15 protein-coding genes and 1 pseudogene are annotated in these 17,234 nt (G+C 65.5%); 11 read left to right on the top strand and 5 right to left on the bottom strand.

The window, feature by feature from the left end:
- The first annotated feature begins 144 nt into the window (after nucleotides 1–144).
- The 7 genes and pseudogenes from ychF to OO70_RS53165 all read left to right on the top strand — a co-directional run bounded on the left by ychF (nucleotide 145) and on the right by OO70_RS53165 (nucleotide 7,388).
- Entirely contained in the window at nucleotides 145–1,233 is a 1,089-nt protein-coding gene (gene ychF / locus OO70_RS43035) for a redox-regulated ATPase YchF (protein WP_043684525.1), read from the top strand.
- A gap of 438 nt (nucleotides 1,234–1,671) precedes the next feature.
- Nucleotides 1,672–2,291, top strand: a pseudogene (locus OO70_RS56365) (transposase); the annotation flags it as partial.
- A 421-nt stretch (nucleotides 2,292–2,712) separates the two neighbouring features.
- A complete protein-coding gene (locus OO70_RS54930) occupies nucleotides 2,713–3,837 on the top strand; it encodes a hypothetical protein (protein ID WP_158711597.1) in 1,125 nt (374 codons plus the stop codon).
- Between the two features lie 6 nt (nucleotides 3,838–3,843).
- Nucleotides 3,844–5,580 carry an Hsp70 family protein gene (locus OO70_RS54925; RefSeq protein ID WP_158711596.1) on the top strand — a complete coding sequence of 579 codons (1,737 nt, stop codon included), beginning with the start codon at nucleotides 3,844–3,846 and terminating at the stop codon, nucleotides 5,578–5,580.
- A 15-nt stretch (nucleotides 5,581–5,595) separates the two neighbouring features.
- Entirely contained in the window at nucleotides 5,596–6,318 is a 723-nt protein-coding gene (locus OO70_RS54920; protein ID WP_158711595.1) for a hypothetical protein, read from the top strand.
- A gap of 304 nt (nucleotides 6,319–6,622) precedes the next feature.
- Nucleotides 6,623–6,940, top strand: coding sequence for a transposase family protein (locus OO70_RS56360; protein ID WP_324604905.1), 318 nt, complete (start codon nucleotides 6,623–6,625; stop codon nucleotides 6,938–6,940).
- A complete protein-coding gene (locus OO70_RS53165) occupies nucleotides 6,852–7,388 on the top strand; it encodes a hypothetical protein (RefSeq protein ID WP_234337079.1) in 537 nt (178 codons plus the stop codon). The genes OO70_RS56360 and OO70_RS53165 overlap by 89 nt, the downstream gene beginning before the upstream one ends.
- A gap of 78 nt (nucleotides 7,389–7,466) precedes the next feature.
- Here the strand turns inward: OO70_RS53165 and OO70_RS43030 are convergent, their stop codons facing one another.
- Both OO70_RS43030 and OO70_RS43025 read right to left on the bottom strand, forming a co-directional pair.
- Complete coding sequence (locus OO70_RS43030) at nucleotides 7,467–7,859, bottom strand: PIN domain-containing protein (RefSeq protein ID WP_043684522.1); 393 nt, start codon at nucleotides 7,857–7,859, stop codon at nucleotides 7,467–7,469.
- Nucleotides 7,856–8,122 (bottom strand): hypothetical protein, encoded by a 267-nt coding sequence (locus tag OO70_RS43025; RefSeq protein WP_043684519.1) that lies wholly within the window; start codon nucleotides 8,120–8,122, stop codon nucleotides 7,856–7,858. The genes OO70_RS43030 and OO70_RS43025 overlap by 4 nt, the downstream gene beginning before the upstream one ends.
- Nucleotides 8,123–8,509: 387 nt before the next feature.
- Here OO70_RS43025 and OO70_RS53160 point away from each other — a divergent pair, with 387 nt between their 5' ends.
- Together OO70_RS53160 and OO70_RS56355 are read left to right on the top strand one after the other, a co-directional pair.
- The gene (locus tag OO70_RS53160; protein WP_234337075.1) at nucleotides 8,510–9,613 is read left to right on the top strand and encodes a tyrosine-type recombinase/integrase; all 1,104 of its coding nucleotides are present in this window, start codon (nucleotides 8,510–8,512) and stop codon (nucleotides 9,611–9,613) included.
- Between the two features lie 393 nt (nucleotides 9,614–10,006).
- A complete protein-coding gene (locus tag OO70_RS56355) occupies nucleotides 10,007–13,282 on the top strand; it encodes an AfsR/SARP family transcriptional regulator (RefSeq protein ID WP_043684517.1) in 3,276 nt (1,091 codons plus the stop codon).
- 26 nt (nucleotides 13,283–13,308) lie between these two features.
- On the opposite strand, the gene OO70_RS43010 is transcribed toward OO70_RS56355, so the two are convergent.
- From OO70_RS43010 to OO70_RS43000, 3 genes are all read right to left on the bottom strand, one after another.
- Nucleotides 13,309–13,929 carry a sigma-70 family RNA polymerase sigma factor gene (locus OO70_RS43010; RefSeq protein WP_051742159.1) on the bottom strand — a complete coding sequence of 207 codons (621 nt, stop codon included), beginning with the start codon at nucleotides 13,927–13,929 and terminating at the stop codon, nucleotides 13,309–13,311.
- A gap of 178 nt (nucleotides 13,930–14,107) precedes the next feature.
- Nucleotides 14,108–15,001 (bottom strand): hypothetical protein, encoded by an 894-nt coding sequence (locus OO70_RS54915; protein WP_051742157.1) that lies wholly within the window; start codon nucleotides 14,999–15,001, stop codon nucleotides 14,108–14,110.
- A 44-nt stretch (nucleotides 15,002–15,045) separates the two neighbouring features.
- Nucleotides 15,046–15,882, bottom strand: a complete 837-nt coding sequence (locus tag OO70_RS43000) for a lysozyme family protein (RefSeq protein ID WP_043684514.1) — start codon at nucleotides 15,880–15,882, stop codon at nucleotides 15,046–15,048.
- A 178-nt stretch (nucleotides 15,883–16,060) separates the two neighbouring features.
- Between OO70_RS43000 and OO70_RS42995 the strand changes: the two genes are divergently transcribed.
- Both OO70_RS42995 and OO70_RS42990 read left to right on the top strand, forming a co-directional pair.
- Nucleotides 16,061–16,948: a hypothetical protein gene (locus OO70_RS42995; RefSeq protein ID WP_234337074.1), complete on the top strand. Its 888-nt coding sequence runs from the start codon at nucleotides 16,061–16,063 to the stop codon at nucleotides 16,946–16,948.
- A complete protein-coding gene (locus tag OO70_RS42990; RefSeq protein WP_051742155.1) occupies nucleotides 16,945–17,232 on the top strand; it encodes a hypothetical protein in 288 nt (95 codons plus the stop codon). Before OO70_RS42995 ends, OO70_RS42990 begins: the two co-directional genes overlap by 4 nt.
- The last annotated feature ends 2 nt before the right edge of the window (nucleotides 17,233–17,234 follow it).

Raw genomic sequence — 17,234 nt, 5'->3', positions numbered from 1 at the left:
CCGATGAGCAGAGCTTGGCCAGGTGTTCGACGCGAAGCCGGGACGGGGCGGGTCACGCCGTAGACTGGTGGATCGGCCCCGGGACCCAGTCCCCGTAGGTCCCCTCCATCGCTCTCACGCCTCTCACGTACGGGAAGTCGCAACGTGTCGCTCACGATCGGAATCGTCGGACTGCCGAATGTCGGCAAGTCGACCCTGTTCAACGCCCTGACCAAGAACGACGTGCTGGCGGCCAACTACCCGTTCGCCACGATCGAGCCGAACGTCGGCGTGGTCGGCGTCCCCGACCCGCGCCTGACGAAACTGGCCGAGATCTTCTCCTCGCAGAAGATCCTCCCGGCGACCGTCGACTTCGTCGACATCGCGGGCATCGTGAAGGGCGCTTCCGAGGGCGAGGGCCTGGGCAACAAGTTCCTCGCGAACATCCGTGAGTCCGACGCGATCTGCCAGGTCATCCGCGCCTTCAAGGACGAGAACGTCGTCCACGTCGACGGCAAGGTCTCGCCCAAGGACGACATCGAGACGATCAACACCGAGCTGATCCTCGCCGACCTGCAGACCATCGAGAAGGTCCTGCCGCGCCTCCAGCGGGAGTCGCGCATCAAGAAGGACATCGGCCCGAAGGTCGCGGCGGTCGAGGCGGCGCAGGAGATCCTGGAGAAGGGCGACACCCTCTTCTCGCAGGGCATCGTCCAGGGCTCGGGCAAGGAGGAACTCCTCCACGACCTGCACCTGTTGACGACCAAGCCCTTCCTCTACGTCTTCAACGTCGACGAGGACGAGCTGGTGGACGAGGACTTCAAGACCGAACAGCGTGCCCTGGTCGCCCCCGCCGAGGCGATCTTCCTCAACGCCAAGCTGGAGGCGGACCTCGCCGAGCTCGACGAGGAGGAAGCGATGGAGCTCCTGGAGTCGGTCGGCGTCGAGGAGCCCGGCATGACGACCCTGGCCCGCGTCGGCTTCGACACCCTCGGCCTGCAGACCTACCTCACGGCAGGCCCCAAGGAATCCCGCGCCTGGACCATCAAGAAGGGCGCCACCGCCCCCGAGGCCGCCGGCGTCATCCACACCGACTTCCAGAAGGGCTTCATCAAGGCGGAGGTCATCTCCTTCGCCGACCTGGTGGAGACGGGGTCTGTGGCAGAGGCCCGGGCCAAGGGGAAGGCGCGCATGGAGGGCAAGGAGTATGTGATGCAGGACGGGGATGTGGTGGAGTTCCGCTTCAACAACTGAACTCCACCACATCAACGACGTGGTGGAGTTCAGTTCAAAAGTGCAGATGGCTGACGGGGCCGGAACGAGTTGGTTCCGGCCCCGTCAGCCATCTCGCTGGACCTCCAGCCCTGGGGCGTATATCTCTCTGAAATTGAAGGACGGCGTGGCGCCTTCGTTGTCAGGAACCCCCGGACCTGAGCAGGCTTAAAAGGTGCGCCGGACTCATCATGTTGGGGCTCGGGTAGCGACGCTGCTCGCTAAAACCAACAGGCTCAAGAGTCGTCGGTTGCCTGCCTGGTGAGTCTGATGACGTTCATCCTGGGTGCATGACTGAGTCCGAACTTTGTCGGCGTCGCGCGGCATGCCGCGGAGCAACGTGGTGACGCGACGCGGCATCTTCGACCACCTGCGTGGCGTGGGCGGTCTCTGGCGGGGGCGTCTCGATGAGACGGACTTTCCGCGGGCGGTACTCATGAGTTCGTCGCCTGGCTCGCCCCCGCGTAGCCGCTGGCTGTCCGACTCGGTCGGCTTGGTCATCACCGAGGCCATCCACCAGCACGTCCTCAGGATCCCGAGATCGGCCTGGACTCGGCCACCGAATCGGACGGCGAGTTCAGCGACGGGGCCTGTGCCGCGGGACTCACCGGCGGCATCCTTATCGGGTAGCTGAAGGGCCTGCGGCTGATCGTCCGCAGACCCTATCCCGGTGCCCAGTTGAGGATCGCAGAAGCCGACGGCATGCGGCTCACCTGCTTCGCCACCAAAGACTGCTGGTCGGCCCACCGCCGAACTCTAACTTTGCCACCGGCTGTGGTCCCGAGCCGAGGACCGCATCCGGGCTGCCCGCGCGACGGGCCTGCGAAGCCTGCCACTGTACGACACCGCACAGAACAAGTTTTGGCTGGAGATCGTTCAGAGCCTCTCGACCTGCCGAACTGGATGCCCGCGCTCACTCTGACCGGCAGAACACGCCTCTGGGAACCTCGTCGCCTCCGAGTCCGCATGTTCTCTGCGGCCGCCCAGCTCGTCACCACCGCCAGCGTCGTACATTCCGCCTCGCCCATCACTGGCCCTAGAGAGGGGAGATCACCCCTGCTCTCGCACGGCTCGTACTTCTGCCAAACCCTGGCTGACCAGCAGCCTGCCTACTCCTTCGAGCAGTACCACTGTCACCCGGAGCAGTGGAATCCGGCGCCCACCCCACGCGACACTCGGTCCGCCGACCTGCCCGGAAGCAGCAGCCGAAAGTGAAAACGGTCCACCGACTCAGTCGGCGGACCGTCAAGAAGGATCAAGGCGAGCCATCTGCGAAGCGATGGGCAACGGAGTAGCGGGATTTGGCCATCTAGCTGAAGATTTGCGCGAAAACCAAGACATCTGGAACAGCGCACTTCTAGAATCACACTTCACGGGGCGAGAGGAAGTAGTGCGTTGCTGTCGGCTGGAATGTTTCGAGGTATCACGGATCTGAGTGGACGCCTGCTCGAGGTCTACAAAATGAAGCGGGATGGTACCTACTTCGATCAACAGCAGTTTGCACACCTATTGCGGGAGAACGAGGCGGCAGCTGCTGAAGTCAGAAATGCCGAACGCGAAGAGCGTGCTGCAACTGTCCGGGCAGAAGAAGCGAGTCGCAGTAACCGGTATGAGGTGGATCGGGACTGGCGACAAGCGCAGATCAGCATTCAGGTTAAAACAGCTCAGGACAAGATCGATCGAGATATCGAAAATTCACCCTTCTCTTGCACTGCTCAGGAACTCCGGGAATGGGTCTGCGAGGCAACTAATGACGGATCACGGCCAGTACTCCTAGTTGCTCCATTCTTTCACGATGAACTTAACAGAGAAGGGAACGATGATGGCCCTCATGCTTTCAGAGTAGCCATTCGTCGGGCCTGGGTGAACTCTCAGTGGGCAGCTGACGTTGGCTCTATGGATGGCACAATGAAGAGGCCATTAAGGCAGACTGATCTCGATGTTGCGCTCCTCCAAAGGGCTCTTAGTGACCTGCCAGTAATACTTGTATATGGAGACGTTCAAGCAGGTAAGAGAGTGTGGCCTAGTCTTACGGCTTGGAATATAGTGGATTCTAGTAATCAATCTATTCAAGTAAACTTTCCACCTTTGACGCTTCCGCAGAATAGCGCGGATGAGGAAGTTAAGCGAGCAAACCGACTCGCTTTTGAGGACGAGCTTGGATATTCAACAGCTCTCACCATCGGCCTGCTGGGCGAGTGGTTCCACCTGGCTAATTACGGTAGGTCGCCCTATATCCATAGGACGCTTCCGGAAAATATGGGACTGGAACGGCGAGCTATGGTACTGGGCTTGATTTCGGCCTACGAGGTTGCGATTCAGAGAAGGAGGGTCGAAGGAGTCACTGGACGTATCGAACAAGCAGTCCTGTGTAGGGATGCTCAATTCGTGGATGAGGCTAGAAATTTCGCTCTCAACGCAATGAATATCTGCGAAAACTCCGACACCTCGGTCATTGGCACATCTAAAGCTCGGCTTCTCCTTGATGTACTCAGGGAAGTAGGTGATGCATCGCAAGTAGCCAGGGCATCCAGGCTCCTTGAGATGATTGCTTACCGGTCAACTATGCGATCTTTGGGGTGGTGACGTCTTGTGAAAAAGCAGAAGGTCGCAGTTGCGGTGGACTTCGGCACTCATGGCACTGGGTATGCATGGACGATCGTTGATGAGGTTAGGGATGGGAGTCAGCGTCGGGAAATTCACCCGAGGATGCACTGGCCTTCGCATCCAATTCCATACCCGAAGAATCTAACTGCACTCTTGTTTGACGAGAGTGGCGATTTGCAGGCTTGGGGCTATGATGCCCGCCGCCGTTTCAACTCCCGATCTGCAGGTGACAAAAGTCGCTACGTGAGCGCTTTCAAGATGTCCCTAGCTCCGATGACTGAGGGAGCAGCCGATAAGCCGGAACTTCCATCCGAGTTGATTTCTCCGGATGACACAAAGAGGCTGATTACTCTATATCTCGAGAAGATTTATGAAGAAGTACTCGACGAGGTTAAAAGGAGCGGTTTTTCGGAAGACGAGATCCGTTGGTGCGTCACGGTTCCCGCTATTTGGGGTGACTATGAGAAGCAATTGATGCGTGAAGCAGCTGAAGCTGCTGGTTTCCCGAACGAGTCTAAGCGTCTATTGCTGGCTTACGAGCCTGAAGTGGCAGCCCATTATGCGCGGGTTTCTGGGGTGCGTACAGCAAAGCTTACAGGAAAGCGCGCAAGTCTCTTGTCTCCGGGATCGCGATTCGTGGTCGCGGATTGTGGAGGCGGAACCGTCGACATCACTGCTTATCGCGCAATATCGGGCGACAGTTTAGAGGAGATCGGTCGTGAGTGCGGAGGGAAATTTGGTTCCGAGTACATCAACCGCGCATTCGTTGAGAACATTCTCGTGCCACGCTTTGGGTCATTTGAAGCGTTTGAGCGGATCAGGGAACGGCAACCCACAGTAATAATTGATCTGATCGATGAGTGGGAAAGAGCAAAGCTTCACTTCACCGTGGGGCAGACTGAAGAGATCAATATACAGATCCCTTTGGCACTCGATCGCTGCCTCGATGAAGATTCTCGCGCTGCACTGTCGAAAGTTCAGGAAGGATTCACGGACGCCATTGTTGTATCTCCTGATGAAGCTCGTCAGGCATTCGAGGCCGTCGTTCCCGGTGTTCTCGGTTTGGTTGATAAGCAACTGGAAGAGATGAAACGTCAGAGACGGAATACACCGGGCAAGGAGCTAGTCGTGCTCGTCGGAGGCTTCGGGAACTCCCCGTACCTTCGGCGCCGGCTCGAGGAACATCTAGACGGACGCGCAGACGTAATTGTTCCGCCTGATCCTCAGGTGGCTGTTCTCTATGGAGCTGTCTATTTCGCTTGTAATCCACAAGTTCGTGCGCGGCGAGCTCGTCTCACGTACGGATGCAATACAAGTAATACGTTTCGTCCGCAATTTGATCCGGAAAATTTCAGGTTTACTGGTCCTGACGGGACAGATAGATGTAAAAATCGATTCTGCGTTTTCGTTACTGTAGGACAGACGGTAAGGGTGGACGAGGTGGTGGAGCACTCGCTAGCGCCAGTCTGGGATACGCAGAAAGAAATTCAGATTGACGTGTATGGCACGCTCAGGGGGTATCCGCAGTATGTCACGGAAAGTAACTGCCAGAAGATAGGGAGTGTTACTGTCGACCTATCTAGTGTAATGCACCTTGCTCATGGAAAACGTGGCGTCAATGTGATGATGCAGTTTGGGGAAACAGAGATTAAGGTAACTGCTACGGTTAAAGAGACCGGAGAGTCGGTGCAAGCTGACTTGGACTTTGTTCCGCTGTCCTGAATGAATGGAAATTCTGTGACTGATGCTGCTGAGATCGAAGGCTACGAAGCTATCTCGATTAGTGAGATAGGGCGGTCTGGAGTGGATGAGCCTGACGAGGAGATCGAGCGAAGCATTTCAGAGCTTGAAAGGGAAGTGTGCTCGCTTCGAGAGACGCTCCAGGAAGTGCAAGGAGAGATGGCCAAGCTCCGGGCTTCAGTGGCGGATGTGGATGTTCGAATTGATGGTATTTTATCGCAGTGGACGCGCCACCGGGACGATCTTGATGATCTTCAATCTGAGGGACACCGTCTCTTGGCTGAGAAATACGCGGGATTTGTTGAGCAAGTGTTGTTCGGGTTGGCGCGCAGGTCTTTGGCTCTGACTCCGCAAGGGGACTTCGGGGAATCGATTTCTCGCGTAGTCCAGAGGCTCTGCCTTGAGATTTTTGGCCGAGTTCGGCCTAGTGAGGCTCGAATTCGGCGTATCGTGAAGGCTAAGTCGAGTGATGCCTTGGCTGCACATGTGAATAACGCCTTCAGGCAAGGTGTTGCTTTGTTGAGTGAGGTTAATTCCATGAAGGATAGGCCATTTTGGGACTTTGAGTTCTTTGAGGGTGATCCGATAAACGCTGAACGCCAGCGTGTGTGGGGAAAGTCTGACCCCGAGACGCCAGTGCTTTACGTTGTTTCTCCGGCGTATGTCGCCGGTGGAGTTAGGTATTGCTTGCAGCGAGTTGTAACAGCCGAGCGCACGTAGCAGATGGCACGTTTTTCTATGCGTGGGCAGCAGAGGCGCGCGCGGTATTTTGGTCTGCTTGGTGCGTGGGCGTGGCACCTCGGTCTGGAATCTATAGGGCCTTTCGCGCTGCCTGCTGCACTACCTCGAACGACCGCAGCGTTGCCTCGGTTGCGCAGGTTTCGGATGCTCGGGCCTTGGGCGCCACCGGCCGCCCACCGTGTGAGGCCGCTATGTTGGATCTCCACTTCTCGAAGTCCTCACGTCAGCGCGTGTAGACGAGGTAGGTGGAGTTCTCTACGCTCCATGATCCGGGTGGAAGACCGTGCCCGCCGACACATCATCGCTGATCCTTCCTGCCCCTGATCAGCTCCGCGAGCATCTCGAGGTCGTATCCGACAGGGTGCCGCGACTGCTGAAGCGGCTGCCCGAGGTGCCCGACCCGCGAGACCCATGCGGCGTACGGCACGCTCTGTCCGCCGTGCTTGCGCTGACCGCGTGCGCGGTGCCGACGGGGGTGACCTCGTTGTTGGCTGTCAGCGAGTGGATTGCCGATGCCCCGCCGGACATCGTGCGCGGCCTCTCGGCGGACGGAAGAAGCCTGCACGGCGCGGTCAAAGCGAGGACTGCAAGATCCACCTAATCGCCTACTGGAACACACCACCGACCTGGTCCTGGCCCAGCTGGATGCCGACGAGAACACGAATGAGATCACCTGCTTCCAGCTGTTGCTGGACCTGGCGGGACCCGTCGTCACCAGCGACGTGGTGCTCACCCAGCGCGAGCACGCCGACTGCCTTCTCGGCCGGGGTGCCCACTGCATCGTGATCGTCAAAGGCAACCAGAAGAAGCTGCGCCGCCAGCTGGCCCCCTTCCCTGGAAAGACATCCCGCTTCAGGGACGCACCCGGGGCATCGGGCCAAGGTCGCTCGGAGATCCGCCGGATCAACGCCGCCACCGTCACCAGCCTTCTCTTTCTTGGGGCCCGCCAGGCTGTTCAGATCAAGCGCCGCCGCACCGACCGCCCCCGCGGCCCAACTCGGCCGCGACCACTGGAGGATCGAGGCTCTGCACCAATGGTTCCTCCGTAGAGTCAGGTAGCCGCGGCTGTCTCCGCCTCGGCCAGCTTCGGCTCCCCTCATGGGCCGGTCGTCGGAGATCGCCGGTTGCTAGACGGCGCGGATGACAGGGGCGGGTTTGATGTCCTGGGCGTCGATGAGGGCGCGGATGTCGTTCGGGTCCGAGGTCCAAATGATGGCGCCGAGGCTGGCTGCCATGGTCGCGACGGTGGCGTTGACGATGTCGGAGGTGCCGGCCTTGCCACAGAGGATGCCTGCGGTTTTGGCGGTTTCGAGGCCGACGGGTACCACGTGGCACCCGGCGAGGAACTTGCCGAGTCGGACCTGACGGCGGGAGTCCCGCCATGCCTGGCTGACGACGACGGACGGTACGTGGATGTCGCGGCCGTCTTCGAGGGCCAGGCTGTGGCGGACCCACATGCGCCGGTCGTCGTTGTCGATGGCGATGAGTACCCCGGCGTCGTACAGGTAGGGGATGTTCACGCGGCCGAGGCTCCCGAGCTGCTGAGGTACTCGGCGTCGGCGGCGGCCAGGTCTGCGCGGGCGGTGGCGAGCTCTTCCGGGGTGAAGGCGCCGTGTTCGGCCTGCCACTCCTGGATGACGGCGCGGCCGGCCCGCAGGCGCAGCTCGCGTTCGGCTGCTCCGGCGACGAGGCGGGAGAGCGGGATGCCTTCTTCCTCGGCGGCTCCGGCCAGGGCTTCGACCAGAGATTCGTCGAGAGTGATAGTCACCTTCTTGGTAGCCATACATCAACCATAGCGCGGTATGGCCTTCGATGTTGATGCGCGGATCGCGGTGGGGAGCGCGGAGGGCGTAAGCGCATCCAGCGAGGAGGGACTCGCCGACTCGATGACCCGCGGGGCTACGAGTGAGGCTGGGCCCACATTCGCCGGAAAGGGCGGATTGCTGATGAATGTCTTGCTCGGCCGTGAGGTGGAGGTGCACGGTTTCGAGCACGGGCCGGGCGACGGATCGGGGCTTGGGTGGCGAGCGTTTTCCAGAAGTGCAAGAGGGATGTCCGGGACCGGAACTTCCCCTGTGATCGTCCGCGGTGTCGGCATGGGTGGACGGTGCGGTATCGGGAACCGGGCGGTAGGCGCGGGCGACAGAGGGAGAGGTCATTTCCCCGTCGGGTGGGCTCGGATGGTGCGGACGCTTTCGCCGACAAGGTCGAGAACGACAAGAAGTCGGACGTCCGTTTCGATCCTGCGCGTGGGCTTGTGCCGTTGCGGGTCTGGGCTCGGGAGTGGCTGGAGCGGCGGGTTATCGGCGAGTCGACGCGCCGCAACTACGAAGGGTTCATCCGTAACCATCTTCTGCCGAGTCTGGGGCGGAGGATGCTGGCCGGGCTGGCGCGGCGCGACTTCGAGGAGTTCGCCAAGGACGTGCATGCCTCCGGTGCGGGGTTGGCGGTCTCCACGCTCAATGACCGGATGGTGATGGTGGCCGCCATGCTGGAGGCGGCTGTTATCGACAAGCGCATCCTGGACAATCCCGCACGGGGCGTCCGGATGTCCAGAGTGGGCCCGCTTGAGGTGGACGAGGACGAGATCCCCACGCCGGGCGAGGTCGATCTGATCGCCCAGCACATCGCACCGCAGTACAGGCTCACCGTCTACCTGCAGTCGGGCACTGGCCAGCGACCCAGTGAGGCCCTGGCTTTTTCCAGCGAATGCCGGCGGGCTGGCTTCGTCAGAATCCGCTGGCAGGTCAGCGCCAAGGCTCACCGTGCCGACTGCCGCACGGCTTTCGTGCCCTGCAAGAACCGGGTGGAGGGCGAGTACCGAGACGTTCCGACTGCCCCGTTCGTCGATCAGGAAATTGACGCCCACCTATCGTGGTGTGCACCGGTGCCCGTGGTCTTCACAGGTCAGAGGGGCAAGCGGCTGAGGCTTGAAGTGTTCTTCGCCCCGCGTCAGTGCGGCAAGGGCACGATGCCCACCGCCTCCACCTACGGGTACCACTTCAAGAAGGCGTGCCGGTTGGCCGGCCTGATCGACGTGGACGGCAAGGCGAAGTACACGCCTCGCAGCCTGCGGCACTTCTTCGCCTCGATCGCCTTGGCCCATGGCGTGCCGATCCACGAGGTCTCGCGCTGGCTGGGTCACCGGTCGGTCAAGACCACGATCGACATCTACGGACATCTCGTACCTCGTGCCTGGCATCGCTGCAGGGAGGTTCTGCAGAACGCCATGCGACCCGCGCTCCTGGACGCGGCGGTCCAGTCTCCGGAGTAGGTAAGACCAGGTGCTTGCACACAGGCCGCGTAGCGGGAGGGGCCCAAGGGGCGCCCGAGCTGCATGGTGTTGGGATAGAGCTCCCGTGCTGAGATCGTGCTGGGATGGCCCCCTCCAGAACCCCGTTTCCGCAGGTGGCAGCTGCGTACTTCGGATTCCGGTTCAACGTGTAGTCGAAGCCACGGCATCGGCGTCCTGATCCGGCAGATGCTCAAGCCGGATGGGTCGCCCGGGTTCAGGGCCGGCCCCGTCGCTGAGCCGTCGATTCCGGTACCGGCTGTCGCGGTGGGGGCACGTGAGCGGGTTTCCGGAGTATGACCTCCGTGTAGACGTCTGGCCGGAATCACCACTTCGCCCTGACGTTCGGCAGCTCGGCGGCTACTGTCCTGGGCCGTGGAGGAAAGTGGACCAGAGACCCTCCGGTTCTCCCTGCTCGGCCCGCTGCGGGCCTGGCGGGGTTCCGTCGAGTTGGCGCTCGGGTCCCCTCAGCAGCGTGCCGTGCTCGCGATGCTGCTGCTGAGCCGGGGGCGGGTGGTCGGTGTGGCCGATCTCGTGGACGGGGTCTGGGGCGCGCGGCCGCCTCGGGGCGCTGTCGCGATGGTGCGCACCTATGTCTCCCGCCTCCGCAAGCTGTTCGAACCCGAGCGGACGCCGGGGCGGCCGTCCGCGCTCCTGGTCTCCCTCGGGGACGGATACGCCCTGCGGACCGACAGGGTCTCCAGCGACCTGGCCGAGTTCGAGGAGGCGGTGGTGCGGGCGGAGCGCCGCCGGGCCGCCGGTGACAGGCCCGGCGCGGTCCGGTCACTGCGTACCGTGCTGGCCGCCGGGGACGGTGCGGCACTGGCCGGTGTGCCCGGTCCGTACGCCGAAGCCGCGCGGACCGATCTGGCCGAACGGCGGCTGGGCGCCTTGGAGTTGGGGCTGTCCATGGAGCTGGAGCTGGGCCGGCACGAGGCGGTGGTGCCGGAACTGCTGGCGCTGCGCGACGCGCATCCGCTGCGTGAGGCCGTGAGCGAGCTGCTGCTGACCGCCCTGTACCGGTGCGGGCGGCAGGCCGAGGCGCTGGAGGCCTACGCGAGGACGCGCCGGACGCTGGTCGACGAACTGGGCATCGAGCCTGGCCCGTCCTTACGTGCCGTACACGCACGCCTTCTGGCCGGGGACCCCGCGCTCGCTCGGCCGACACCCCACGAACCGACCGGTGAGACGCATACCCCGCACAGTCCCGGCGCCGAGTCTGGTCCGGAATGGGACGCCTACGCCCCGTACGGTCCCGGGGCCGTTCGTTCTCCGGAGCCGGATGCCCACGCCCCGCGCAGTCCGGGTTCCGTTCCTTTTCCGGAACCGGACACTCACGTCCCGTACGGTCCCGGGGCCGTTCGTTCTCCGGAGCCGGATGCCCACGCCCCGCGCAGTCCGGGTTCCGTTCCTTTTCCGGAACCGGACGCCCACGTCCCGTACGGTCCCGGTGCCGTTCGTTCTCCGGAGCCGGATGCCCACGCCCCGCGCAGTCCGGGCTCCGTTCCACTCCCCGAACCGCACACCCACGCCCCGCACAGCCCCGGCGCCGATCCCCCTCCGGAACCAGACACCCACGCCCCGGTCCGCCGGACCAGGGCCGTGAGGCCCGCTCAACTCCCTGCCGATCTCCCCCTGTTCACCGGTCGTCGTGCCGAACTCGACTACGTCGCCGCGCTGTTCCCCGAGGGCGACGGTCCGCCCGGTAGCGCGGTTGTCGGTGTTGTCGACGGAATGGCGGGGACCGGCAAGACTGCTCTCGCCGTGCACTGGGCCCATCGGATCGCCCATCGCTTCCCCGACGGGAGCCTCTACGTCAACCTTCGCGGCTACGATCCGCACGGCTCCCGGATGCTTCCCGGCTCGGCGATCGAGATGTTTCTCGTGGCGCTCGGTGTGGCCCCGCAGGCCGTCCCGGAGGGGCTCGACGCGCAGGCCGCTCTGTATCGCAGTGTGCTCGCCGAGCGGCGTGTCCTGATCGTGCTGGACAACGCGCGGGACGCCGAGCAGGTGCGGCCGCTGCTGCCCGGTACACCCGGCAGCCTCGTCATCGTCACCAGCCGGAGTCGGCTCGGCGGCCTGGTCGCCGGGCACGGGGCACATCCGCTCACGCTGGGCCTGTTGAGCGCCGGGGAATCGTACGAGTTACTGTCCCGGCGGCTGGGCGCCGCCCGCGTCGACGCCGAACCGGAGGCCGTCGCCGCGATCGCCGATCTGTGCGCCCGGCTGCCGCTCGCCCTGGCCATCGTGGCGGCCCGCGCCGCCCACCATCCCGGCTTCCGGCTCGCCGACGTCGTAGCGGAACTCGGGTACCACCACGGCAGCCTCGACGCGTTCGTCGGCGACGACGTCGGGACCGACGCCCGTGCCGTGTTCTCCTGGTCGTACCAGGCACTGTCGCCCGAGGCGGCCGGACTCTTCCGCCGTCTCGCCCTGCATCCCGGCCCCGACATCACCACCGCCGCGGCCACCGCGCTGACCGGCGCGCCACCACGTCGGGTCCGCGCCCTGCTGACCGAGCTCACCGGGGCGAGCCTGCTCATCGAACGCGCCCCGGGCCGGTTCGTCTTCCACGACCTGCTGCGCGCCTACTCCGGCGAACTCGCCGAGATCGAGGACAGCGAGAGCACCCGCGGCGCGGCGCTGCTGAGGATGCACGACCACTTCCTGCGCACCGCCCACCACGCCTCCTCGGTCCTGGATCCGTTCCGCGAAACGATCGCCCTGCCGCCGAGCACAACGGGCAGCGAGCCCCTTCGGTTCAACGACCGGGCGCAGGCGACCGCCTGGCTGCGCACGGAGCGGTACGTCCTGCGTGCGATCGTCGAACACGCCGCCGCCCACGGTTACGACGAGCATGTCTGGCGCACCGCCGCGGCCCTGGACGTCTACTTCAACCGGCTCGGTTTCTGGCACGACCTGCTGAAGATCAACAGCGCGGCGCTGGGAGCGGCACAGAAGCTCGGCGATCCCCTCGGCCAGGCGTACTCCCTGTGCGGTCTGGGCGTGGCCCACTCCCAACTCAACCACGCGGAGCCCGCGTTGGGGTGCCTCGAACGTGCGCTGGAGCTGTTCCGCGACGTCGGCGACCCGTTCGGCCAGGCCCGGGTCCACCGCGGCCTCGCCTACCTGGGCAACCGGACGGACCGGCGCACCGCAGCCCTCGACCACTACGCACAGGCCCGCGCGCTGTTGCGGGCCGAGGGCGACCGCAACGGCGAAGCCGGTGTGCTCAACCAGGTCGCCTGGACGTACATCCTGATCGGCGACCACGAGAAAGCCCTCGACTGCTGTCGCGAGAGCCTCCTCCTCTACGACGAGATGGGCGACCCCTACGGAGCGGCCTCGACGCAGGACACCATCGGTTACGCCTACCACCACCTCGGCCGGTACGCCGAGGCCGTCGGGCAGTTCGAGCGGTCGGCGCAGCTGTTCGCCGCGATCGGTGACCGCTATCTCGAAGCCGACGTCCTGTGTCACCTCGCCGACACCCACCGCGCCACCGGCGACCGGGACGCGGCCCGCGAGGCGCTGCGGTCGGCACTCGCGCTGCTGGAGGAGATGGGCCACCCGGACGCCGAGGACGTCGGCGAGACCCTGCGCGCACTGGACACCGACGAGCCGGAGCCGGACGCGCCGACAGGGGGTTGACGCCTGCACGGATCCGGCCCGTTCGATCAACAGGCCACGTCCGTCTCCTCTCCCCGCATGTCCTCGTGCATGTCCTCGCGCACCTTCTCCACCACGTCCTCCACCACGACTCCGTGTTCCCGCAGCGCGAGGCGGAGGCTGCGCAGGGCGTAGTACACGCGGGACTTCACGGTGCCCCGCGGAATCCCCAGGTCCTCAGCGGCCTGCTGGGTGGTGCGGTCCGCGAAGAACGTCGCCCGGAGCACCTCGCGGTGCGCGGGCGTGAGCATCTGCAGGGCCTCGTGCAGCACCATGGACGACAGCATCCGTTCGATGTCGTCCACCTCGGCGCACATGTCGCCCAGCCAGTCGGTGCCGCTGATCTCCAACGGGCGTGCCAGCCGGGTCCGGTGCGCGTCGATGACGAGGTTGCGGGCGACCCGGAACATCCAGGGGCGTACGGCCATTCCCTCGTCGTCGGTCAGGTTTCCGTTGTTCCAGCAGCGCAGCAGCGTCTCCTGGAGGACGTCCTCCGCGCGGTGCGTGTCCCAGTCCAGCATGCGCAGCACGTACGAGTAGAGGGCCGGGCCGTGTTCCAGATAGAGGTCGCGCAGCGCCCGTTCCTCGGGCGAGACCGCGCTCGCCGATCCGATGGCCGTCACGTTCATGGAAGTGCTCCTGCTTCTAGGGTTGACCGGCCCCGGCCGATTGCCGGCCGGGGCGGGGCTCCTGGGGAAGGGAGTGTTCCGAGGGACGGTCCACGTCCGTTTGACGCCTGGTGTACGAGGCGATTGACGGGCCGGTCAGCGCAGGTGCGCCGGAGTGCGCGCGGTCGCGCACGAGGGTTCAGGCGTACGCCCCCTCCAGCGCCTTCACGTACCTGTGGACCTGTTCGGCGAGTTCGGTGTGGCCGGGCGGCAGCGGACCCCGACGGTTCAACATGCCCCACATGTGCAGCAGTTCGCGTCCATGGGCGACGGCGACCCGGGAGTCGTCGAGCTGCTGCCAGGCCGCCGCCGCCCGCGCCACGTCCGTCGGCGCCCGCTCGTCCCCGGCCCCGCACCGGATCCGGGCCACGGCCAGCGCCAGTACGACGGCCTCGCGATGGTCGCCGCGCAGGTACGCGAGGTACGCCTCCACGGCCCGCGCCTCCACCGCGTGCGGATGCTCGGCGCCCACCGAACCGGTCAGGCTCTCGCGCAGCGCGGTCGCCCTGGCGAACGCCTCGTCGAGCCGGCCGGCGATCCCCAACGCGTTGATACGGCCGATCTGTTCGGAGAGTCCGCCGGGGGGCAGGCCGACGGCGGGGACGAGTTCCTGCGCTGCGGTACGGGTGGCGGCTGTGGCGCGGGCGCGAGCGACCGCGGTGGCGATGGCGGAGGTCGCGGACGCGGCGGCGGGGGGCGGGGTGACGGGGGGCGGGGGAGCGACGTCGGGGGCCGGCTCGAAGGCCGGCTCGGGTTCCGGCTGGGATGCCGACCGCGGTTCGGGTTCCGGTGCTTCCCCGGATTCGTACGCGAGGACGTGGCTGGAGCCGTCCGGCAGTACCCGGAGGACGAAGTGGGCCGTGCCGGGGCCGTCGCCGACCGTGGCATCCACGGCCGCACCGGACTCCTCGGCGTACCGGTGCAACTGGTCGAGCACGGCCTCGTGCACGGACTGGCCGGGGGCGGGGACGAGCGGGTCGCCGTTGATCTCGGCGAGGCCCTCGTCGGAGACGTACACCTTGAAGCGGTTCATGCCTGTCCTCCTCGTACGGCAGGTCTGGTGGAGGCGGGGGTGTGTCAGTTCGTGTGTGTCGGCGTCGGCGTCGGGGTGGGCGTGACGCCGGGGGTGGCGCCCGAGGGCGGGGCGGCGATGCCCTGGTACTTGGCGAACTGGGCGCGGATGGCGAGGACGTAGCTCAGGGCGTCGTTCGACTGCGGGACGCCCTTGGCCGCCTTCACGGCGTCCATCCCGATGGCGTAGCCGGCCAGGGCGAGGTCCAGGACGCTGTTGGTGGTGTTGCCGTCCTTGTCGGTGGTCTTCACGACCGTGCCGTTGTCGAGCAACGTCTGTCCCTGGCCCGCCAGATCGCACATGTAGCGGCCCAGGGCCATGATCGAGTCCTTGTTGTCCGTCGCCTGCGTCTTGCCGTTGCCGTCGTCGTCCTTGCCGTACTTGCCGAAGATGTCCGGCGTCAGCTGTGAGATGCCCGTCTCGCCGCGCGGGCCGACCAGGGTCGAGTTGAAGCCGGACGCCTTCTCCAGCTGGGAGGCGATGACGATCGGGCCGATCGCGTCGCACTGCTCGCCGGCCTTCTCGATGGGGTCCACCAGGTCCGCGGGGACGGTGGCGGTGTCCAACTCGCCCTTCCCGTCGCCCTGGAGGATGACCATCATCTGGTTCGCGGTGTCGTTGTCGCTGCTGTAGTCGTCGGCGCTGCCGCCGCCTCCTCCGAAGAGCAGGATCAGCGCGATGAGCGGGGCCAGCAGGACCCCGAGCCCGCCGAAGATGATGATCAACGGCACGGCGCCCGCCACGGCGAGCGGGATCATCACGCAGCCGCCCACGCCGGCGCCGGCCACGCCGTACATGACGGCCTTCGAGCCCGCGCCGTCCTCGCTCTCTCCCGCACCCATCCGCGTCCTCCGCCTTCTTCGACTCGTCTTGAACCGCTGTGGCCACATGGCCCGTTGTGCTGTCCGACAGACCCGGTAGATCGAAACGGGCCCCGGGGCGAAGAAGTTCAAAACAGTGGAAACCCGGATGAGCCAGAGCAGCGGAAGCACGAGCCAGGAGGGGGGCGGGAAAAACATCATGGGCACTCCTTCGGCACCACAGCCGGTCCCGCAGTCATGGGTACGGGGACCCAAGTCCACGCAGTCGGCACGCCCGGCGACGGACGACGGCACGGCCGCCTCCGTCGGACATCCCGCACCGGCCGGATACCAGGCCCCCGTCGGGCAGACGGCGTACTCCCCGCACCAGGGCTTCGGCGGCGGGCTGCCGTCCGCACCTGTGCGGCAGGAGGCGCCGGCACCGCGGGCGCAGGCCGTCGTACAGCCCGCGCCGCGGCCCGTCGCGCCGGCCGCTCCCCGGCCCGCGGCACCCGCCGCACGGCAGACGACCGCCCCCCGGACCAAGGCGCCCGCCCCGCGGCAGGCCGCCCCCCGGTCCAACGCCCCCGCGCGCAAGGCCACTTCGGGCCGCCCGGCGGAGCAGGGCCGGGGTCAGCCGAAGCGACCCGGGACGGCGGCGCGCGGCAGGTCGCGCGAGGACGTCGGGTGGGTCAAGGCACACGGCGGCTCCGGCGCGACCTCGCTGGCCGAGGCCCTCGGCGGCGTGGACGTGGGCGCCCGCTGGCCGGAGCCTGGGCGGGGCGAGCCGTACCGGATCGTCCTGGTCGGCCGGACCAGCGCGAGCGGACTGCGGTCCGTGTCCCAGGCGCTCGGCGCGCTCAAGGACGGCAAGGCCCCGCAGGGACTCGAACTGCTGGCCGTGGTGCTCGTCGCCGACGCCCCGGGACGGCTGCCGCTCAGTCTGCTGCGCCGCATCCGGGTCCTGCGCTCCGTCGCCCGCGTGCACCGCGTGCCGTGGATCCCCGCGTGGCGCACGGACGACCGGATGAAGTACATCCCCAGGCAACTCGTCACGCTCTCCCGGCTGGTGGGCAGCGACGTCTACGGCGAGGGGGCCGTTTCATGAGTCAACTCCTGTCCGGCGCCCTGTACTTGGCCGACGCGCCCTACGACCCGCCCATCGAAGCCGACACGATCATCAACACCCTCTCCTGGTGCGCCTCGGCCTGTGGCGTCGCCGGACTGATCATCGTCGGCATGCAGATGGCGCTCCAACTGCGCCGCGGCGACCCGGGCGAGGGCGGTGAGCACTTCCGCGGTGTCTTCTTCGTCGTCCTCGCCTGTGTGATCGCCACCACGGCCGGTCCGCTCGTCACGTTCCTCGGCGACCTGACCCTTCAAGGTCCCTGAGG

It is taken from the genome of Streptomyces xylophagus, assembly GCF_000716435.1.
Classification (GTDB): domain Bacteria; phylum Actinomycetota; class Actinomycetes; order Streptomycetales; family Streptomycetaceae; genus Streptomyces; species Streptomyces xylophagus.
Note: the sequence above shows the minus strand (reverse complement) of the source record. Positions and strands in the feature narration are given on the sequence as shown.